This is a genomic window from Corynebacterium lujinxingii (assembly GCF_014490555.1).
Classification (GTDB): Bacteria; Actinomycetota; Actinomycetes; order Mycobacteriales; family Mycobacteriaceae; genus Corynebacterium; species Corynebacterium lujinxingii.
The window spans coordinates 45,966-65,074 of the sequence record NZ_CP061032.1; the positions used below are offsets into that span (position 1 = coordinate 45,966).

At 65.3% G+C, this 19,109-nt stretch carries 17 protein-coding genes and 1 tRNA gene; 7 read left to right on the top strand and 11 right to left on the bottom strand.

Annotation, left to right across the window (positions count from 1 at the left end; all coding sequences use genetic code 11):
* Nucleotide 1 precedes the first annotated feature (1 nt).
* Genes IAU68_RS00175 through IAU68_RS00200 form a run of 6 tightly spaced genes read right to left on the bottom strand, consistent with a single transcriptional unit; the run spans nucleotide 2 to nucleotide 7,012 of the window.
* Nucleotides 2–1,513 (bottom strand): serine/threonine-protein kinase, encoded by a 1,512-nt coding sequence (locus IAU68_RS00175; RefSeq protein WP_171193088.1) that lies wholly within the window; start codon nucleotides 1,511–1,513, stop codon nucleotides 2–4.
* Nucleotides 1,513–2,955, bottom strand: a complete 1,443-nt coding sequence (locus IAU68_RS00180; RefSeq protein ID WP_171193089.1) for a penicillin-binding transpeptidase domain-containing protein — start codon at nucleotides 2,953–2,955, stop codon at nucleotides 1,513–1,515. The genes IAU68_RS00175 and IAU68_RS00180 overlap by 1 nt, the downstream gene beginning before the upstream one ends.
* The gene (locus IAU68_RS00185; protein WP_171193090.1) at nucleotides 2,952–4,292 is read right to left on the bottom strand and encodes an FtsW/RodA/SpoVE family cell cycle protein; all 1,341 of its coding nucleotides are present in this window, start codon (nucleotides 4,290–4,292) and stop codon (nucleotides 2,952–2,954) included. The genes IAU68_RS00180 and IAU68_RS00185 overlap by 4 nt, the downstream gene beginning before the upstream one ends.
* Nucleotides 4,289–5,656 (bottom strand): PP2C family protein-serine/threonine phosphatase, encoded by a 1,368-nt coding sequence (locus IAU68_RS00190; protein ID WP_171193091.1) that lies wholly within the window; start codon nucleotides 5,654–5,656, stop codon nucleotides 4,289–4,291. Before IAU68_RS00190 ends, IAU68_RS00185 begins: the two co-directional genes overlap by 4 nt.
* Complete coding sequence (locus tag IAU68_RS00195) at nucleotides 5,653–6,102, bottom strand: FHA domain-containing protein FhaB/FipA (RefSeq protein ID WP_171193092.1); 450 nt, start codon at nucleotides 6,100–6,102, stop codon at nucleotides 5,653–5,655. Before IAU68_RS00195 ends, IAU68_RS00190 begins: the two co-directional genes overlap by 4 nt.
* Nucleotides 6,103–6,118: 16 nt before the next feature.
* Entirely contained in the window at nucleotides 6,119–7,012 is an 894-nt protein-coding gene (locus IAU68_RS00200; RefSeq protein WP_231699042.1) for a DUF3662 and FHA domain-containing protein, read from the bottom strand.
* Nucleotides 7,013–7,178: 166 nt separating this feature from the next.
* Between IAU68_RS00200 and IAU68_RS00205 the strand changes: the two genes are divergently transcribed.
* The 3 genes from IAU68_RS00205 (at nucleotide 7,179) to IAU68_RS00215 (ending at nucleotide 9,913) form a co-directional block, all read left to right on the top strand.
* Nucleotides 7,179–7,265 (top strand) — tRNA-Leu (locus IAU68_RS00205).
* Between the two features lie 79 nt (nucleotides 7,266–7,344).
* A complete protein-coding gene (locus IAU68_RS00210; protein ID WP_171193094.1) occupies nucleotides 7,345–8,724 on the top strand; it encodes an MFS transporter in 1,380 nt (459 codons plus the stop codon).
* Entirely contained in the window at nucleotides 8,717–9,913 is a 1,197-nt protein-coding gene (locus tag IAU68_RS00215) for a copper oxidase (protein ID WP_171193095.1), read from the top strand. The genes IAU68_RS00210 and IAU68_RS00215 overlap by 8 nt, the downstream gene beginning before the upstream one ends.
* On the opposite strand, the gene IAU68_RS00220 is transcribed toward IAU68_RS00215, so the two are convergent.
* Nucleotides 9,891–10,274, bottom strand: a complete 384-nt coding sequence (locus tag IAU68_RS00220; RefSeq protein WP_187767827.1) for a cupredoxin domain-containing protein — start codon at nucleotides 10,272–10,274, stop codon at nucleotides 9,891–9,893. The two genes, IAU68_RS00215 and IAU68_RS00220, sit on opposite strands and share 23 nt — an antisense overlap.
* 117 nt (nucleotides 10,275–10,391) lie before the next feature.
* On the opposite strand from IAU68_RS00220, the gene IAU68_RS00225 reads away from it, so the two are divergent.
* Complete coding sequence (locus tag IAU68_RS00225) at nucleotides 10,392–11,075, top strand: helix-turn-helix transcriptional regulator (RefSeq protein ID WP_171193097.1); 684 nt, start codon at nucleotides 10,392–10,394, stop codon at nucleotides 11,073–11,075.
* On the opposite strand, the gene IAU68_RS00230 is transcribed toward IAU68_RS00225, so the two are convergent.
* Together IAU68_RS00230 and IAU68_RS00235 are read right to left on the bottom strand one after the other, a co-directional pair.
* Complete coding sequence (locus IAU68_RS00230) at nucleotides 11,072–12,244, bottom strand: globin domain-containing protein (RefSeq protein ID WP_171193098.1); 1,173 nt, start codon at nucleotides 12,242–12,244, stop codon at nucleotides 11,072–11,074. The two genes, IAU68_RS00225 and IAU68_RS00230, sit on opposite strands and share 4 nt — an antisense overlap.
* A 48-nt stretch (nucleotides 12,245–12,292) precedes the next feature.
* On the bottom strand, nucleotides 12,293–13,552 hold the full coding sequence (locus IAU68_RS00235) for a hypothetical protein (RefSeq protein ID WP_171193099.1): 1,260 nt from the start codon (nucleotides 13,550–13,552) through the stop codon (nucleotides 12,293–12,295).
* A gap of 67 nt (nucleotides 13,553–13,619) precedes the next feature.
* Here IAU68_RS00235 and IAU68_RS00240 point away from each other — a divergent pair, with 67 nt between their 5' ends.
* Genes IAU68_RS00240 through IAU68_RS00250 form a run of 3 tightly spaced genes read left to right on the top strand, consistent with a single transcriptional unit; the run spans nucleotide 13,620 to nucleotide 17,742 of the window.
* Nucleotides 13,620–15,281, top strand: coding sequence for a glutaminase (locus tag IAU68_RS00240; RefSeq protein WP_171193100.1), 1,662 nt, complete (start codon nucleotides 13,620–13,622; stop codon nucleotides 15,279–15,281).
* Between the two features lie 48 nt (nucleotides 15,282–15,329).
* Nucleotides 15,330–16,574, top strand: coding sequence for an ATP-binding protein (locus IAU68_RS00245; protein WP_171193101.1), 1,245 nt, complete (start codon nucleotides 15,330–15,332; stop codon nucleotides 16,572–16,574).
* 10 nt (nucleotides 16,575–16,584) lie between these two features.
* On the top strand, nucleotides 16,585–17,742 hold the full coding sequence (locus IAU68_RS00250) for an alpha-amylase family protein (RefSeq protein ID WP_171193102.1): 1,158 nt from the start codon (nucleotides 16,585–16,587) through the stop codon (nucleotides 17,740–17,742).
* Here the strand turns inward: IAU68_RS00250 and IAU68_RS00255 are convergent.
* Together IAU68_RS00255 and IAU68_RS00260 are read right to left on the bottom strand one after the other, a co-directional pair.
* On the bottom strand, nucleotides 17,721–18,281 hold the full coding sequence (locus IAU68_RS00255) for a hypothetical protein (protein WP_171193103.1): 561 nt from the start codon (nucleotides 18,279–18,281) through the stop codon (nucleotides 17,721–17,723). The two genes, IAU68_RS00250 and IAU68_RS00255, sit on opposite strands and share 22 nt — an antisense overlap.
* A gap of 47 nt (nucleotides 18,282–18,328) precedes the next feature.
* A complete protein-coding gene (locus IAU68_RS00260) occupies nucleotides 18,329–18,928 on the bottom strand; it encodes an excalibur calcium-binding domain-containing protein (RefSeq protein WP_171193104.1) in 600 nt (199 codons plus the stop codon).
* Nucleotides 18,929–19,109: the final 181 nt, after the last annotated feature.

Consider the following 19,109-nt stretch of genomic DNA (forward strand, 5'->3'; position numbering starts at 1 on the left):
TTTACCTGCCACCTCCGAGCAAGTTCTCAAGATTTGGCAATTCTATACCAGGTGCAGGCGCGGGGGCCTGCTGCGTGGTTTCGGGAGCAACGCTTGCCGACGGCACCGGCGCCGGTGTCGACTCCACCGGCGCGGGCTGCTCGGGCTCCGGCTCGACCGGGGCCGGCTCGGGGGCGTTGTGCTCCTCGGGTGGTTCGTCGAAACGCAAGGTGCCCGGCGCATGGGTTTCGGTGATCGTCGTGCGCTCGTGGTGCGTGGTGGTCTCCACGGTCTCGGTTTCTTCGTCTTCGACTTCGGTTTGCGTGGCCACGGTCGGGGTCGGGGTGGGCGTGGTGGTGCCGGTGAAGCGGTCGAACGCGCCCGAGGTGTAGGCCCACGCGGCACCTACGCCGAGCAGCGCAAGACCCAGCAGCGTGGCGACGACCGGCCCAGCCGAGGACTTCTTCTCCTGCTCGGGCCTGTTGCGCGTCGGGTTGGCTGCGCGGACGGGGGCTTGTGGGGCGGCGGGGGGTCGTCGAGAAGCAACGGCCCGGGCGGCGGACGGCGGGTAAGAGCCCTCGGGGCGGGAGGTGCGCTCGTTGGCGACGTTGGCCAGCATCTGCGTCGACGCGGTCGCCGACGGCTCCATGGCGACTACCTGCGTGTTGCCGCCGGGCTGGGCGGGGCGAAGCCCCTGGCGGACCTGGGCGATGGCCAACTGGAACTCGTTGCCGTCGCGGAAGCGGTTGCCCGGGTCCTTGCGCAGCGCGATCTCGATGAGTTCGCGCGCCGGGGCCGACACCGAGATCGGCAGCGCCGGCGGCTCGGCGGACACGTGCGCGAGCGCCACCGAGACGGACGAGTCGCCGCTGAACGGGCGCTTGCCGGAGAGCATCTCGTAGCCCACCACGCCGAGCGAGTACACGTCGGACGCGGAGGTGACCTTTATGCCCTGCGCCTGCTCCGGGGAGACGTACTGCGCGGTGCCGACCACCATGCCGGTGCGCGTCAGCGGGACTGCGGCGGCCGCCTTGGCGATGCCGAAGTCCGTGATCTTGATCTGCCCGTTCTGGGTGATCATGAGGTTGCCCGGCTTGATGTCGCGGTGCACCAGCCCCATGCGGTGGATCACCGCCAGGCCGTGGGCGGCCTGCTCGAGCACGTCGAGCGCGACGTCCTCGGTGAGCTGGCCTTCGCGCGCGATGAGGTCCGCCAGCGACTCGCCGCGGATGTACTCCATGATGATGAAGCAGACCGTGAACCCGCCGTCGGTTTCCACCTCACGGTAGTCGTAGGTGGCCACCACGTTGTCGGAGTTGATGCCTTGGGCGCTCATCGCCTCGTTGCGGAAGCGCTCGAGGAATTCCGTGTTGGAGGAGAACTCCGGCCGCAGCACCTTGATGGCCACTTCGCGCTCGTGGCTGTGGTCGTCGGCAAGCCAGACCGTGGACATGCCGCCGTGGCCGATGATCCACTGGAGCTCGTAGTTGCTCCCGACAAGTTTCTGCAGTTCCTCGCGGTTTTCGGTGTTCATCACTTATCTCCTTCCACGGGTGCAGGTGCGGCGCGTAGCACGGCGCGGCCGATCGGTCCGGAGACCTGGCCGCCGGTGGCGCCTTCGCCCAGGTTGCCGCCGTTTTTCACCACAACGGCCACCGCGACGTCCTTCTGCGGGTCGAACGCGACGTACCAGACGTGCGGCGCGGCGCCCTCGGCGTGCTCGGCGGTGCCGGTCTTCGAGGCGAACCCGTTGCCGTCGTAGCCCCAGGTGGCGCGCTCGGAGCCGAACATCAAATCGGTGATCGTCGCCGCTTCCTCTTCCGTTACGGCCTCGCCGAGCGACTTCGGTTTTGTTTCACGTAAAACCTTGCCGTCCTCGTCGCGCACTTGCTTGACGACGAACGGCGCCATGCGCTGGCCCTTATTCGCCACCGACGCCGCCATCACGGCCGCCTGCAGCGCGGTCATGGTGACGTCGCGCTGGCCGATAGCGGACTGGCCGAGTTCGGCCGCGCCGGGCAGGTCGCCGAGCGAACCGGCCGCGTTCGGCAGGCCGAGGTCGTAGTTTTGGCCGACGCCGAAGCGGGCGGCCGCGTCGCGCAGCGCGTCCGGCCCCATGTCCAGGCCCATCTGCACGAACGCGGTGTTGCAGGACAGGGCGAACGCGGTGCGCAACGGCACCTGGCCGCCGCCGGCGCAGGCCTGGCCGCCGTAGTTGGTCAGCGGCACGTCGGTGCCCGGCAGCATGATCTGCGCGTCACCGGTCAGCGGCGAGTCCGGCGTGTAGCCGTTGCGCAAGCCCGCCGCGGTGGTGATGATCTTGAAAATCGAGCCCGGCGGCAGCTGGTCCTGCGTGCCGTGGTTGAGCAACGGCTTGCCTGGGTCGTTGTTCACATTGCCCCACGCGTCGCCGGCGGAGGCCGGGTTCACGATCGCGTTCGGGTCGTAGCTCGGCGCCGACGCCATCGCGAGCACCTCGCCTGACGACGGTCGCATGGCCACCACGGCGCCTTCGTAGCCCGGCTTGGCCAGCTGGTCGAACGCGAAGGCCTGCAGGTTCGGGTCGAGGGTGAGCTGGACGTTGTCGCCCTTCTTCGCGTCTTCGAGCCCGGTGCGCATGAAGCGTGACGACGACCCACTGTCACCCGTGAGATCCCCATTGAACCCGGACTCGATCTGCGCAGTGCCGAACTGGTCCGAGGCGTAGCCCACCACGGGCGCGAACGACCACGGCATGTTCGGGTACGCGCGCTGGTAGTAGCCGGTGTCTTCGTTTCTGAAGGACTCTGCCAGCGTCAGGTCCCCGGCGGTGATGTTGCCGCGGTTGATCTTCTTCAGGTCCATAACGATGCGTGAGTTGCGCGCATCCTGGGCGTATTCGTCTTCGCGCATGGTTTGGACGACGGTGAAGTTCACCAACAGCGCCAGAATCAGCAGCAGCGAGACGACCGCGCCGAAGCGGATGGATTTGTTCATCGCGCGCCCACCACCTCACGTCGCTGGGTTGCCTCGTCGTACTCCGGCGGGCGGTTCGCGCTATTAGAAATGCGTAGCAGCAGGCCCAGCAGGATGTAGTTGGCCATCACCGACGAGCCGCCGGCGGACATGAACGGCGTGGTCAGGCCCGTCATCGGCAGCATAGAGGACACGCCGCCCGCGACGACGAAGATCTGGATCGCAAGCGTGAGTGCGAGGCCGGAGGCGAGCAGCTTGCCGTAGGTGTCGCGCACCTGCATCGCCGTGCGGAACCCGCGGGTGATGAACACGGCGAACAGGCAAAGCACCGCGGCGATGCCGACGAAGCCGAGCTCCTCGCCGATGGCGGCCAGGATGTAGTCGGAGTGCGCCACCGGGACGAGTTCCGGGTGCCCGTAGCCCAGACCGGTGCCGGTCACGCCGCCCCAGCTCAGGCTGATCAGCGCGTTGGCCGGCTGGTTTCCGATGCCCTCGAAGTCCGAGAACGGGTCGATGAAGTTGGCCACGCGCTCCTGGATTTTTGAGCTGACCTGGTACACCGCGTAGCCGCCGATGGCCACCAGCGCCAGACCGATCGCCAGCCAGGATGCGCGCCCGGTGGCGAAATAGACCATGCCCAGCACCGTGGCGAACAACAAGAGGGCAGGGCCGAAGTCGTTGGAGACCGCCATGATCAAAATCGCGATCGCCCACACCATGAGGATCGGGGCGAGGTCGCGCAGGCGCGGGAAGGTGAAGCCGAGGAACCGGCGGCCGGCCACGGTGAACAGTGCGCGTTTCTGCGCGAGCAGTTGCGCGAAGAAGATGAGCAGCAGGATCTTGGAGAACTCACCCGGCTGGATGGAAAACGGGCCGAGCCACAGCCAGATGCGGGCGTCGGTGCCCTCCGGCTGCGGCCACACCAGCGGCAGCGCAAGCAGGATCAGGCCCAGAAGTCCCAGCAGGTAGGAGTACCGCGACAGTGCCTGGTGCTCGCGCACCACGATCAACGTCAGCACCATCAGGCCCACGCCGACGAGCGACCACAGCATCTGCCGCTCCGCCAGGGGCCCATATCCGGGGCGTTCGGCCAGATCAATGCGGTAAATTACCACGAGTCCCACCGCGTTGAGCAGCGCGACGGTCGGCAGCATCACCTGATCCGCATGCGGGGCCAAAAACGCGATGGCCACGTGCGCGATGGCGTAGACGCCGATAAACCCGCCGACGATGTAGAGCATCTCGGTGGACAGGGTGCGGCCCTGGCTGGTCTCCAGCCCGAACAACATGAGCAGCAACAGTCCGGTGGCGAAGACAAGCAGCAGCAACTCACGGCTGCGCGCGGTCAGGCGGCTCATTCGACCTCCCGGCACTTGTTGTCCTCGGGGGTTTGCTTATCCACGCAGCCCGGCAGCGCGTCGTCGGCCAACTCGTTGAGGCGGCCTAAGACGTCGTCGTAGGAGCCGGTGAAGGTGTCGTCGCTAAGCGAAGCCCGCTGATCCTCCGGCAAGTCGCCCACGTTGAACACGTGGCAGTCATCCGGAGTGGAGTTCGCGGCGATGACCCGCAGGTCGCCCTTCTCGCTCAGGCACGCGTGTTGCAGGGCTTCGGTTTCGAGTTCGGCGAACGGGTTGGAGCGCGAGGTGTGCTCGACGACGAACTCGTTCGCCTCGTTCACGGTCAGCGCGTACTCGTCCACCGTGCGGTCCTTCGCCCACATCGCGCCGCCGACGACCAGCACCAGAAGCAGCACAAGCGTGACGACGACCCACGGCCACACCGTGCCCGGCTGCTTCGCCTTAGCCGGTGTGTGGGACTCCTCGTCTTCGTCGGCGGAATTCGCCTCCTGCGTCTTCGCGCGGTTGTAGTCCGGGGTGATCGTCTCGGACTTGCGCAGCAGCGCGGCCGCCCTACTTGCCGACGAATCCGGGTGCGAATCCTCACCCGCCGGCACCAACGCGCCAGCTTTCACCGCGGCGCGGGTTGCGGGCGCTGCGGTACCGTCGGCGGCCTCGACGACTTCCGCCACCACCACGGTGACGTTGTCCGGCCCGCCGGAGCGCAGCGCCAACTCGATGAGCCGCTGGGCCGCCATCTCGGGCGTGCCGTCGCCGAGTGCGACCTGGATGGTCTCGCGCGTGACCGGGTCCGACAGCCCGTCGGAACACAACAGGATGCGGTCGCCCGGCTTTGCCTCGATCAGTTCCAGGTGCGGCTCGACCTCGCGGCCGGTGTAGGCCTTCAAAATGAGCGACTTCTGCGGGTGGGTGGAGACGTCCTCGGGGGCGAGCTTGCCGTCGTCGACAAGCGACTGCACGAACGTGTCATCCACAGTCAGCTGCGTAAGTTTGCCGTCGCGCAGCAGGTAGCCGCGCGAATCGCCCACGTGAATCAGGCCGAACTGGCGGCCGTTGAACATGGTGGCCGTGAGCGTCGTGCCCATGCCGGCCTGCTCCGGGTGCTGCGCGACCGACTCCGCGATCGACGCGTTGGCGTCCTCCGCCGCCGCGCCCAATAGCGCGAGCATGTCGGCGTCTTCCGGGTCGCGGTCGAGGTGTTCGAGGTGCTCCACCATGAGTTGGGAGGCGACCTCGCCGGCTGCGTGGCCGCCCATGCCGTCGGCAAGCACAAGCAAGTGCGGACCCGCGTACGCGGAATCCTCGTTGTTGCCCCTGACCAGGCCGCGATCGGACGCGGCGACGAAATCTAGCGCGAGCTTCACGGCATTAGCCTCACAATCGTGCGTCCCATCTTCATATCCATGCCCACAGTGACCCGTTCGGGCTGATCAATGCGCACCCCGTTGACAAAGGTGCCGTTTCTTGAATCCAAGTCCTCCACAAACCAGTCGCTGCCCCGGCGGAACAGGCGCGCGTGACGGGACGACGCGAAATCGTCGCCAAGCTGGAAGTCGTTATCGCCAGCCCTGCCGACAGTGAACTCCTCCAAGCTGGCAATCTCCATGTGCGAGCCTTTCAACGGGCCCGCAACAACCGCAATGGTTCGCGCCTTCTCCCTGGGGGCCGGCGCAGAAGCGACCGCTTGACGACGAGCCGCCCCACCCACCGACACAACATCCTTCCGCTGCGTCCACATCACCAGCAGGATGAACACCCACAACAGCGCCAGCAGGCCGAACCGGGCGCTGAGGATCACCGTGGAATCCATCTCTTCTCCTCTGGCTTTAGGACTGGAAGTATTCAGTACTCGGGTGCGACACCGAATCCGTGAACTCCGGCTGGTTCGCATCCACACGCAGCTCATCCTGGCCGCCCACAATGCGGACCTCGATGTTGGAATGGCCGAGCGTGATCACGTCGCCGTCCGCCAGCATCCAGTTATCCACCGGCTCGTCGTTGACCGTCGTGCCGTTCGTGGACTGCAAATCCACCAGCACCGCCACCTGGCCGTCCCAGGTGATCTCAGCGTGCTGACGCGACACACCCGTATCCGGCAGACGGAAATCCGACTCGTTGGAACGGCCCAAAATGTTGGACCCCTCGTGCACCAAGTACGTGCGCGACGAGCCATCCTGCAGCAGCAGGCTCACCGTCGCGTTCTGGGCATTCGCGTCGCCGCCGTTTGCAGGGTTGGCGGTATTCGGCTCGGACATTGCATCCTCCTTAACTTGCGAGCGTGAGGCGCGGGAACGCTTCTTCGGCTCCGCCACAATGGCGTCGAATCCGCTCACCACATCCGGCATCGTGTCGATATACGACGACACGCGGAGCTGGCCCGTCCTCAAACCCGACTCCTCCGCGATCCGCACCACAACCGGCCCATCCAAGAACCACTGCTTATTGCGCGCGAACCGCATGAGTTGATCGGCGAGGTCCGCAGGAAGATCACGGTTCTGCGACAGGTTCTCCAGGTCCTTCGAAGACACACCCACCGCGTACACGTTCGGGGCGACATACTCGTCCCTATCCGTGACCACCAGCGAGTCCTGTGCCTCCTGCTTGACCAGAACCTCGATCTCTTCCGGCACAACCTTGCCGCCGAACAGCGCCGCCATGGAATTGTCCAAGCCACGCTGCAGCGAACTATCCAGCTTTGCCAGCCTGTCCATCACTGCCACTTCCTGCGCACCTCCTTTCTTCACATGCGAATTTAAGTAACTCGGACAGTATAGGTGCCCACCACGACACGACCTATCCGCAAACGCCGGAATCACGCTCGAAATCCCGTCCATCCTGCGGGTTTGTAGTTTTTGTCCAGGGCGTTCTATATTGATCAAGTCGCCCGCCCGGGTGGCGGAATTGGCAGACGCGCTGGCTTCAGGTGCCAGTGTTCGCAAGAACGTGGGGGTTCAAGTCCCCCCCCGGGCACCATTTACGCCCCGACCACCCCGGTCGGGGCGTTTCGCTTTGCCCGGGCAAACACACCACATCCCCGCGGTAGCATCGGCCCATGACCAAAGCGCAGCGCTGGGGCTTTTTCGCCGTCGTATCGCTCGGTCTGTTCATGATCGGCCTGGACAACTCGATCCTGTACACGGCGCTGCCGGCCCTGGAGCGCAGCCTGGGCGCGGGCCCCAGCGAGGGCCTATGGATCATCAACGCCTACCCGCTGGCGCTCTCCGGCCTCCTTTTGGGCACTGGCACGCTTGGCGACAGAGTCGGTCACCGCAAAATGTTCCTCATCGGCCTCGTGATCTTCGGCGCCGCGTCACTTGCGGCGGCGTTCGCACCGGGCACTGGGGAACTCATCGCCGCCCGGGCCCTGCTCGGCGTGGGTGCTGCGGTGATGATGCCGGCCACCCTCGCGCTGATCCGCTTGACGTTCCCGGATGAGCGCGAGCGCAACACCGCCATCGGCATTTGGGGCGCGGTCGCGGTCGTCGGCGGCGCATTGGGCCCGGTGGTCGGCGGCGCGCTGCTGGAGCACTTCTGGGTGGGGTCGGTGTTCCTCATCAACGTGCCCATCGTGGCCGCCGCGATCGTGCTCACGTTCATGCTCGCGCCGCCGAACATGCCGGATCCGGGCAAATCCTGGGACGTCATCTCGTCGGTGTACTCGCTCATCGCCCTGTCGGGGCTGACGATGGCGATCAAACAGACCGCCAACACACAAAGCACGAAACTGCTCATCGGAGCGGTTGTGGCGTGTGTGGTCGGTGCGTGGTTGTTTGTTCGTCGTCAAGCAAGGCTCGAAGACCCGCTGCTCACGTTCGACATCTTCCGCTCGCGCATGTTCACCGGCGGGGTGCTCGCGGCGGCGGGCGGGATGTTCGTCATGGCTGGCGCGGAGTTGATGACCACGCAGAAGCTGCTGCTTATCGACGACTTCACGCCCCTGAAGGCCGGCACCACCGTCGCTGCGATGGCGCTGGCGGCGATTCCGGCGTCGACGCTCGGCGGGGCGTTTTTGCACAAGATCGGCTTCATGCCGCTGATCTCGGGTGGGTTCGCGGCGGCTGTGGTGGGGGCGTTGGCGTTGGGGGTGGGGGCGTCGTCGCAAAGCATCGCCTTGGAGGTGGCCGCGCTTGCGCTGCTGGGCCTGGCGGCGGGGTCGGTGATGAGTGTGTCCTCGATCGCGATCATTGGCGCGGCACCGATGAACCGCTCCGGTATGGCGGCGGGTGTGGAGGAGGTCTCCTACGAGTTCGGCACGCTGACCACCGTGGCGCTGACGGGGTCGCTGCTGCAGCGCGGCCTGAACAATGGTGCGACCTATACTGACGCGTACGTGAACGTGCTGGTCGTGCTCGCGATCGGCGCCGCCGCGCTGTGCCTGGCCACGGTGTGGTGTTTCCGCGGCAACCCGAAGTCTGGAGGAGTCCTTGCCTGACATGAACCCGCGCGCCTGGCACCGCAAGGCGTCGAAACCGGTGAGCATCTGGATGGCCGTGTTCATCCTCGCGGGCCTGGCCCACCCGTTCATCCCGGACGGGAACTGGCTGCTCATCCACATCTTCACCCTCGGCATTCTGGGCAACTCGATCCTGCTGTGGTCGCAAAACCTCACCGAGCGCTTCCTGGGGCAAAGGCTTGACGACGACGCCCGCCCCGCCCAGCTCACCCGCACCTACCTCTTCAACGCCGGCACGGTGGCGGTGCTGATCGGCCAGGTCGCGCGCTGGTTCTGGCTGACCTGGATCGGCGCGCTCGTGGTCGGGGTGATGGTGGCCTGGCACGCGGTGGTCCTGGCCGGGCAGGTAAAAAGCGCGAAGCGAAGCAACGCCGGCGTTTTGGGCTTCGTGGCCTCTGCGTGCTGCCTGCCGGTGGGCGCGTTGTTCGGCGCAACGGTGGCGGCGGGGCTGCCAGGGCAGTGGCACGGCGCGGTGCGTCAGGCGCACATGTTTGTCAACGTCGGCGGGTTCGGCGGGTTTGCCGCGATGGGCGCGCTGAGCATCCTGTTCCCGGCGATGTGGCGCACCCGCGGGCACAACCGCGTCGGGCTAGCGCTGATGCTGGCAGGCGTGGGCGTGGCGGTGGCCGCCGCCGGTTCGCTCGCGCGCCTGTCGTGGCTGGCGGGTGTGGGCACGGTGGTGATCCTGGCCGGCTGGGTGTGGCTCTATCAGGGGTTTGTGGCTAACGCGCTCACGGTGTTCCGCGAACCGCGCGGCCGCGTGACCTACCCCGGTCTGTCGGCTTTGTTCGCGGTGGGGTGGCTCATCGGCGGGCTGGCCTGGTTCGCGGTGCTGCTGTTCGGCGGCACGGGCGACGCCCCGGTGCTGCCGCTGCTGCTCGGGTTCGCAGCCCAGCTGCTCATCGGCACGATGAGTTACCTCATGCCGACCACCATGGGCGGCGGCCCGACGGCGGTGAAGGCGGGGCTTGCCGAACTTGACCGCGGCGCCTACCTGCGCGTCGGCCTATTCAACGCGGCGCTGTTGGCGTGGCTGATCGTCGGCAACTCCTACGCGCGGATCGTGTTGTCGTTTGTGGCCTTCGGCGTGCTCGTGGCGTTCATCCCGCTGCTGACCCGCGCGGTGAAGGCGCAGGTGGCGGTGATTAAGGCGTCACGTCGACCTTAAACGTCATGCCCATCGTCTTGTGCCCGGCGATGGTGCACCAGCCGAGGGCGTCCACGTTGAACTCGCCGTAGTACGCGGTGGAGGTCTCGCCCGGGTCGAGCCGGCCCGAGTGGCCCTCGCCGACCTTCAGGTCGTGCTCCTCCTCACCGGAGTTGGTCAGGTTGACCACGAGTTTCGTGCCACGGGGCACCTCCACCCGGTCGGGGATGAACCGCATGCGGTCCACATCCACGTCGACGGTGATGACGTCGTCGCCGGTGGGGATGTCGTCGGCACGCGAATGCACCACAGCGGCCGCCGATGCCGTGCCTGCGACAAGCGTTGCGACGACCGCCCACGCCACCGTATCCACACGCGCCACTGCCACAGCTCCTTCCTGTTTGATACGACTATTGTAGAGCCCACCATTTTAGAGTTGTACTACAACTCAGGTAGACGTATGATCAAGTTGTTTTGAACATTGTCCGGGAGAACACATATGGAACGCAGGCAGGGACCGCGACCGGCTGGTGACCTGGTCACCGCGTTGGGTCAGCTCAGCGCGAAGCAGGTCGACGTGTTCCAGAAGATCCAGGCCCACCCGGAAGGCGTTCAGGTCGCGCAAATCGGCAAATCCCTCGGCATGCACCCGAACACCGTGCGCGGGCACCTTGACGAGCTCATGGCCGCCGGGGTGATCACCCGCCGCGTCATTCCCGCTCGCGGTCGCGGCCGCCCGTCGCACGCCTACACCGCCCGCGTGCCCCGCACGGATCGCGCGTCCCGTGCCATGGTCGCGCTGGTGGAGGTGCTGGCAAGCCAGCTTCCCGACGACGACACCTCCAGCGCCCACGCCATCGGCCGCCAGTGGGCCGAGCAGTTCAACGAAGACCGTGGCGCCGCACCGGCGACCGACCTGGACACCGCTGAAGTGCAGACATCCGAGATCCTGCGCGAGATGGGCTTCGACCCGGTGAAACGCCAGGAGGCGACCACGCCGAAGATGCGTGAGATCGGCCTGAACGCGTGCCCGTTCATCACCGAGCAGAACACCCGGCCCGCGCCCGTGATCTGTGCGCTGCACCAGGGCTTCCTCGACCGGAACGTCGGCGGCATTGAGGTGAAACTGCGCCCCCACGACAGGCCGGGGGAGTGCGGTGCCCGGCTCACCAGGCAGGACTAGGACACGAGCCAGTCGTTCGGGCTGAACAACTCGTAGAAGACGTTCGCTGGGGCCTTGTCATCCGGGAGGGCGGCAAGGTCGTCGCGTAGCGACTGCAAGAAGCCGGTCCCGCCGCAGAGGTAGACGTCGGCGCCTGCGACGTCGATCACGTCGATGTCGACGCGCTCACCGCTGTCGCGGAAGAACGGATGGATAGAGCCGTCGTTGAGCGCGGCCACCAGGTCGCGGCTTTCCTGCGCTTGCGCCCAGGTGGCTTCCGATGAGTCCGAGTGCACGTAGGTCACCCGACGCGGATCGTTGTGCTTGACCAGGTGCGTGAGGATGCCGGTCAGCGGCGTCGAACCAATGCCGGAGGAGATGAGCACGATCGGGTTATCGCCCGGACGCAGGACGAGGTCGCCGGCGGCGAGCGTCGCATCGACGGTGTCACCGACTGCGACGCGGTTCTGCAGGAAGGACGAGACTTCGCCGTCCGTCTGCACCGCAATGCGGTAGTGGGATGCGTCGCCGTCGATGATCGAGTACTGGCGCAGCTGGCGGGCGCCGTCGTCGAGCTTGACCCCGATCGAGGTGTACTGGCCCGGTTTCGGCGCGGAGAAATCCCCTTCGATGGTGAACGCGGTCACGGTGTCGGTGAGCGCCTCCTTCGCGGCAACGGTGCCGCGGCGGAACACGTCGCCATCTGCCACACCGTCAGAGGCGTAGAGCTCCTTTTCGTGCTTGACCAGTACGTCCGCCATCAGCCAGTAGACCGCGTCCCAGGCTTCGGCCACCTCGGGGGTGACGGCGTCGCCAAGCGTTTCTGCGATGGCGGCCATCAAGTTGTCGTGCACGATCTGGTACTGGTCTTCGGTGATGCCCAGTGAGACGTGCTTGTGCGCGATGCGGTCGAGCATCATTACGGGGTCGGGCTGGGAGTCGTCCACAAGATGCGCCGCGAACTTCACCACCGACGCGGCGAGCGCTTTCTGCTGCGCGTTCTGTTTTTGGTTGCCGCGGTTGAATAGGTCGGAAATGAGCTCGGGGTGCGCCGCGAACATCTTCGAGTAGAAGGTGCTGGCGATGGTCTGCATGTTGTCGGCGACCGGTGCGAGCGTGGCCTTCACAGTCTCAGCGTGGGCATCCGAGAGATACTTGCGTTTCGAGTCGGGGAACGAGTCAACGTACATCAGGGCCTCCTTGAAGTTGCGGATCGAATAAGCACGATTATAGCCGTTTTAAAGCAGGTCGCGTGTTGCGGAGTCGATGTCCTGGATGAGGAAACAGTTTGAATACGGCAGGTCCTCCGCCTCCCCGAACGTGTCTAAAAAGTCCACGGCGAAGTGGTGCAGTTGCGGCATCAACCCTTGTTCCGCCTGCTCAAAAGGTTGCCTGTTCACCACTCTGGCGAAGCCGATGTCTTGCTCCCGAAACGACGCGAACAGCGCGTCTTTCAACGCGTCCGCCTCCGGTGTGTTGCTGGTGGGGAAACAGACACGAAAATCACGCGGGATCCAGTGGTAGATCGCATTTGCGTACTCGAAAATCAGGTCGGGATCGGTGGTGGACGTGAGTTCGTCGTAAAGCAAACGCGCGGGTGCCGCGGAAGGGTTACGGGCCACAACGTGATGTAGCGATTCGCCGACCGCAGCCACGAGCGGGCCCGCAGCGGGAGACTCGACCAGTAGGCCCGTACACTCCTGGGCACGGGCGCACGACAAGTAATACTCGACCGCGCTGGTGCCGCAGCCCACCAGGCTGTCCAGGTAATCGTCGACGCCGACGCGCACATCGCGCAGGATCTCATGTGGGAGCTCCGTGCCGTCGTCGTCCACGTCCACCTGCAGAGACACTCTCCCGAGGGGAAATGCGCGGTCTATAAAGGCCAGTGGGAGGGTGTCCTCCGGGACCATGTCCAGTGAAAACACCTGGCGTCCTTCGCGGACGAATTCGTCGGCGGTGAGGGAGCCGATACGCACGCTGAACGTGTCGGGGTCGGGCAGGCGCAGGATATCGAAGTCGGCGGGGGACTGGGTGTCGTCGACAATCGCGTACTCGGTCACGCCTGGGATCGGCCGCGTCAACGGCTGAGGCATCACCGTGCGGAGCTCGTCCCAGGCGCCGTCCATCGCGTCTTCGATCTCGAACTCACCCGCAAGCTGCGCCGCGTACCGGGCGAGAGAATGGGCGTAGACGAACCGGGGTTCGACCCGTTCCAACTGCTCCATCGCCTGCCGCAGCGCGTCGAGGTAGAAAAACTGGTCGGAGACGTGCATGTCGGCTGCGTCTCTCGCTAGGTCGAAGCACTGCCGCGCATACGCGAGCGTCGCGTAGTCCACGGGAGTTTTAAAACCACGGGTCGGGCGTGGTTTCCAGATGGCGAAGAAGTCGTCCATAAATGCCTGCACGTTGTGCAGATCGCGGTCGTTCAGATCGCCCCAGATCTTCCACGTGACTTCAAGGCCGTTTGGGCGGGCGGTGCCACTGTAATCGCTCATGAGGTGGATCTAACCACCGCACACGACACCGTTCGAACATGTCGGCGCACGCTCTAGACTGTCGTGCATGCGCTCGCCCGTGAACCAGTATTTGCAAAACATCCTCGACGAGGTGCGTGACGACGACTCCGGTCACCGCGCCGACTACATCGACGTGCTCAAGCACGCCGACCCGGACAAACTCGGCCTCGCGCTATGCACCACCGACGGGCAGCTTTACGTGGTGGGCGACGGCGATTACGAGTTCACCATTCAGTCCATCTCCAAGCCGTTCGTCTACGCGCTTGCGCTTGACATGTACGGTCTGGACCATGTTGACGCGCACGTCGGCGTCGAGCCGTCCGGCGAGGCGTTCAACGCGCTGTCGCTTGATAGCGACGGACGCCCCGCCAACCCGCTGATCAACGCCGGCGCGATCACCGTCAACCAGTTAATCGGCGGCCCCGACATTCCGGTCGAGCAGCGCAGCGAAAAACTCCGCGACTACTTCTCGCGTTTGGCGGGCCGCGAACTGACCATCGACCAGCGCGTCCTCGATTCCGAACTGGAGACCGCCGACCGCAACTTGGCGTTTGCCCACATGCTGCGCGAAGCCGACAAGATTAGCGACGACGCACACGATGCCGTCGCCTCCTACATCGCGCAGTGCGCCGTGCGGGTGACGGTGAAAGACCTCGCGGTGATGGCCGCCACCTTGGCCAACGGCGGCACCCAGCCGGTCACGGGCGAGAAGGTCATCTCCGCCGAAGCCGCGCGCCTCGCCCAGGCGGTGATGGTCTCCGCGGGCATGTACGATGCGTCCGGGCGCTGGATGGTCAACGTCGGCATCCCCGCGAAATCCGGCGTGGCCGGCGGGCTGATCGGGACGCTGCCAGGGCAGTTGGGGATTTCGTCGTTAAGCCCGCGTCTGGACAAGCAGGGCAACTCCGTGCGCGGCGTGAAAATCTTCCGCAAACTGTCCGATTCGTTGGGCCTGAACCTGCTGTCGTCCAACTTCTACCGCGCGCCGGGCATCAAGCGCATTGAGCGTCGCGACGACGCCGACATCGTCGAACTCCAAGGCATGATCAACTTCACCTCCGCGGAGAAGATCCTGCGCGGGCTGGCCGAGCGCCGCCTGACCAACAAGAACATCATCCTCGACGTCTCGGGTGTGACTTCCTTTAACAAAGCCGGCCGCGACCTGATCAAGGACGGGCTGATGCAGTACCGCGACGACGGCTACCAGGTCTCCATCTACGACCCGGACCACACACTTTCCGACTGGAAGTTCGCCGACGGCACCACCGCCGAAGCCATCCGCGACTTCACCGCCTCGTTTTCCGTGCCCGCGACGCGTGAAGAGGTGTACGACGCCATCACCACCCCGAACTCCTGGTGGGGCGCACTCGTGGAAGGCGACGCCGCCGAGCAGGGCTCCGAGTTCCACTACTCCGACAAGGACCGCTACGTGGGCTTTTCCGTCAAGGAGGCCGACGACGGCAAACGCGTGGTCTGGGACGTCGAACCCACCGACAACCCGAACGAGGACCACGAGTGGGACGACACCTCGCTCATCTTCGACATCGAAGAGGACGACTCCGGCAAGACCAAGGTCAACTTCACCCACCGCGGCATGCGCCCGCACGACAGCGGCTACGAGGAGATTGCCAAGGAGTGGCGCGAGCGCATCGCCAAGGGCCTGCGCCCGCTCATCGGACGGCAGGAGGAAAAAACGACCGATTCGTAACGGAAAATCCGACTGGTTCAGCGCGGAAAATTGGTAGTGTTGAAGCCTATGGCATATCTCACGAGGGCTGTTGACGCTCAACTCGACCAGCTGCTTCCTCACGCTGTGGCCATCGCTGTCGAGGGGCCCAAGGGCGTTGGTAAAACGGAGACCGCCCGTCGCCGCGCGACGAACGTGCTCCAGCTCGATACCGAAGAAGGTGCCGGCGTTCTCGCTGCCGACCCTTCTTTCAGTGCTAGTTCGGACGGCACGATTCTTATCGACGAATGGCAACGCCGCCCCGAATCCTGGGACTACGTCCGTCGCGCAGTCGACAACGGGGCCCCTGCCGGGCGATTCCTCCTGACTGGCTCGGCCACGCCTGTCGCCGGCACCGACACCCACAGTGGAGCAGGCCGGATCTTGTCGCTGCGCATGCGTCCGTTGGCTCTGTTTGAGCGGCGCGGCTGGGAGTCGTCGGTAAGCATGCGCGAACTTTTCCTGGGAGAGGCAGACATCGCAGGCGAGACCGATAAAACGTTGGCGGACTACATTGACGCGATCGCGTCCGGTGGGTTCCCCGGGTTTTATGAGGCCCCCGCCGTGTTACGTAATCAGCAGTTGGATTCCTACCTCGCCCGCGTGGTCGACCGGGACCTGCCCGAGCAGGGCTACACTGCGCGCAACCCTTCAGCCCTGATGAACTGGCTGGCCGCCTACGCTGCCGCGAGCTCAACGACGGCGAGTTACCAGGAAATCCTCGATGCTGCCACGCCCGGGCAAGCGAACAAACCGGCAAAATCCACGACGATGGTCTACAGGGAAAAACTCGCTGAACTGTGGATGCTCGACCCGCTACCGGCATGGGACATGCGACGCTCGCCGTTCGCTGGCCTCGCCAAATCCCCTAAGCACCAGCTCGCCGACCCCGCTTTCGCACTGCGCTTGCTTGGCGTTCCGGCAGCGAAGCTTACTGGGCGGTTCAATTACCTTTTGGGACCACTATTCGAGTCGCTTGCGACGCTGTCCGTCCGCGTTGCCGCGCAAGCGTCGTTCGGCGCTGTTGGCCACTTCCGCACCGTTAAAGGGGACAGGGAAGTGGACCTCATTGCCCAAGATCAGGACGGTGCGATCGTCGCCCTGGAGGTGAAGCTTGCAGCGAACGTGGGCGACGACGATGTGAAACACCTGCTTTGGCTACGCGAAAAACTCCCGGATGATGTCGTCGACGCGGTCATTCTCACCACTGGATCCCGCGCCTACCGTCGCCCCGATGGAATCGCGGTGGTCCCGTTAGCCCTGCTCGGTGCGTAGGCTCGGCCCCATGCTGGACCGCACAATCTGGTGGCACGTTTACCCGCTGGCCGCCCTCGGCGCCCCGATTCGCACGGAACACGACACCGCCCACCGGCTCCGCAAACTCGAGCCGTGGCTGGACTACCTCGTCGAACTCGGTTGCAACGGGCTCCTGCTCGGACCCATCTTCGCCTCCGCCACCCACGGCTACGACACCCTCGACCACTACCGCGTCGACGCGCGGCTTGGCGACGACTCAGACTTCGCCTGGCTCATCGACGAATGCTCCTCCCGCGGCATCAACCTCATGCTCGACGGGGTGTTCAACCACGTCGCACGCACCCACCCGTGGGTCGCCGAAGGCCTAGCCGGGGACACCGACTGGGAGGGCCATGGCGAACTGGCCACCTTGCACCATTCCGATCCGCGGGTGCGCGACGCAGTGGTCGACATCATGTGCCATTGGTTGCGCCGCGGCATCGCCGGCTGGCGCCTCGACGTCGCCTACGCCGTGCCCCCAGAGTTCTGGCGCGAGGTGCTCGCCCGGGTCCGGGACGAGTTTCCCGACGCGATGTTCCTCGGCGAGGTCATCCACGGCGACTACGCTGCCATCGCCCGTGAGGGCACCCTCGATGCCGTCACGCAGTACGAACTGTGGAAGGCGGCCTGGTCCTCCCTCGTGGACACGAATTTTTGGGAACTGGCGCACGCGCTCGAGCGTCACCCGGCCGACCTGCTGACCAACACGTTCATCGGCAACCACGACGTCGACCGCATCGCGTCAACGGTGGGGGAGGAAAAACTGGTGTTGGCCGCGGCGGTGCTGATGACCGCGCCGGGCATGCCGTCGATCTACTACGGCGACGAGCAGGGCTTCACCGGCGTGCGCGGCGAGAGCTGGTCCGCTGACGACGCCGTGCGCCCTGCGTTGCCTGCCTCACCCGGGGAGTTGTCGCCGCTCGGCGGGTGGATTTTCACGGAGTATCAGAAGTTGATCGGGGTGCGTCGTGGTCACGCTTGGCTCACTCGGGCCCGCGTCGAGGTGCTGGATAAAACCAACGAGACAATCTCGTTTGCCTGCAGCGACGGCGAACACACGCTGCAGACCGACATGCGGCTCGACCCCGCCCCGGGCGTGCGCGTGCACACCGACGGAGAAGAGCTCTACAGCTGGATGTTGAAGTAAGCCAGAATCTGCGCGAGCGCGTCACGCAGGATCTTCAGCAGGTCCGGCAGCTGCAGCGTGGTCACGCCCGCGACCGGCATGTCGAACGACGGCATGCCCGCCGGCGTCAGGTTCACGCGCTCCGGGAGCTGCGGCTGGATGTTCAGCTTCGGCTGCTGGGGCTGTTGCTTCGGCGCCGGCTGGGTCTTCGGCTTCGGCTGCTGGGGCTGCTGCTTCGGGGCGGTGTTATTGGTGGTGTTGGCCGTCTTGTTCGTGTTGTTGGTGCCCTTGAGGCCGCATCGGTTGGCGGCTTCGTCGACACGCGAAAGCGCTTCCAGGATCTGCGGGCCGCGACGGTCGAACGCCGCGAGCGTGCGGGCCTGGCGGACCTTCTGCTGGTAGTCGGCGTCGTTGGTCCAGTAGCGGGAGGCCTGGTCGCAGGAGATCGGGCCGGACGGCAGCGCGGCGAGTGTGTCGTCGATGGCGTCGGCGTTGGCGGTCGGCGTGGCGGCGAGCGTGCCGGCCAGCGCTGCGGTCATGGCGAGGGTGCGAATCTTCATGCCGGCCAGTATGTCACGGATGGGGCGATTGTGACAGGTGGGAAGAGCTACTTCGGGCGCTTTTCGCATCCAATCCCGTCGCCATCGCGGTCTAGGTGGGAGCCGTAGCCGGGGTCATTGCTTCGAATGGGGCGCCCCAAGTCGTTCCAAACGGCGCGGCAGTTCGGGTATGCCCTCGACGGTGCGGGTGCCGGGACAGGCACCGGCCGTTGCACCGGCTTCGGAGCAGGGGCTGGGGCGGGCCGCGGTGCAGGTTTGGGTGCAGGTTTCGGAGCGGGCTTCGGTGTTGGCTTCGGCGCTGTTTTCGGTGCGGGCTTCTTCGGTGCGGGCTTCTTCGGTGCGGGCTTCGGTTTCGCGTGGCAAGGGATGTACTTCGGGGCAGGGTTCGGAATGAATCCCTGTTTCATCGCCCAGCATGTGCCAGCAGCGATCGCCCCGTACACGGCAATGGCGCCAGCAAGTCCAAGCGCGATCTCGAGCGGGGTGTATTCCTCTTCGATGGCGGGGTTCTGCTCGGGATTTGCAGTAGTCGTGACTGGGGTGGCTGTCGCGGTAGTGCTTGGTTCCACGGCTTCGGCTGCGGGCGCTGTTAACGTTCCGGCAGTGACGGCGCTGGCGACAAGCGCCGCTACGAGAGTTTTCTTCATGCGTTAATAATCCCACGTCGCCACCTTTGCTTCATATGCAGGTCTCGATATGCGTAATCCCAGGTCAAAAGGTTTTCGTGAAAATCGCCCGAAAATTTGGAAATCGCTGTGACCAGCAGTTACGCATATCGAGACCTGCATTTGAACGGGAAAGGCGCGGGAAAGACGCGGACGCGGCGCG

Coding starts and splice junctions, on each gene's coding strand:
- IAU68_RS00210 (WP_171193094.1), top strand. CDS start 7,345: ATGACCAAAGCGCAGCGCTGGGGCTTTTTCGCCGTCGTATCGCTCGGT.
- IAU68_RS00180 (WP_171193089.1), bottom strand. CDS start 2,955: ATGAACAAATCCATCCGCTTCGGCGCGGTCGTCTCGCTGCTGCTGATT.
- IAU68_RS00240 (WP_171193100.1), top strand. CDS start 13,620: ATGCGCTCGCCCGTGAACCAGTATTTGCAAAACATCCTCGACGAGGTG.
- IAU68_RS00260 (WP_171193104.1), bottom strand. CDS start 18,928: ATGAAGAAAACTCTCGTAGCGGCGCTTGTCGCCAGCGCCGTCACTGCC.
- IAU68_RS00230 (WP_171193098.1), bottom strand. CDS start 12,244: ATGTACGTTGACTCGTTCCCCGACTCGAAACGCAAGTATCTCTCGGAT.
- IAU68_RS00250 (WP_171193102.1), top strand. CDS start 16,585: ATGCTGGACCGCACAATCTGGTGGCACGTTTACCCGCTGGCCGCCCTC.
- IAU68_RS00185 (WP_171193090.1), bottom strand. CDS start 4,292: ATGAGCCGCCTGACCGCGCGCAGCCGTGAGTTGCTGCTGCTTGTCTTC.
- IAU68_RS00195 (WP_171193092.1), bottom strand. CDS start 6,102: ATGGATTCCACGGTGATCCTCAGCGCCCGGTTCGGCCTGCTGGCGCTG.
- IAU68_RS00235 (WP_171193099.1), bottom strand. CDS start 13,552: ATGAGCGATTACAGTGGCACCGCCCGCCCAAACGGCCTTGAAGTCACG.
- IAU68_RS00225 (WP_171193097.1), top strand. CDS start 10,392: ATGGAACGCAGGCAGGGACCGCGACCGGCTGGTGACCTGGTCACCGCG.
- IAU68_RS00245 (WP_171193101.1), top strand. CDS start 15,330: ATGGCATATCTCACGAGGGCTGTTGACGCTCAACTCGACCAGCTGCTT.
- IAU68_RS00175 (WP_171193088.1), bottom strand. CDS start 1,513: ATGAACACCGAAAACCGCGAGGAACTGCAGAAACTTGTCGGGAGCAAC.
- IAU68_RS00255 (WP_171193103.1), bottom strand. CDS start 18,281: ATGAAGATTCGCACCCTCGCCATGACCGCAGCGCTGGCCGGCACGCTC.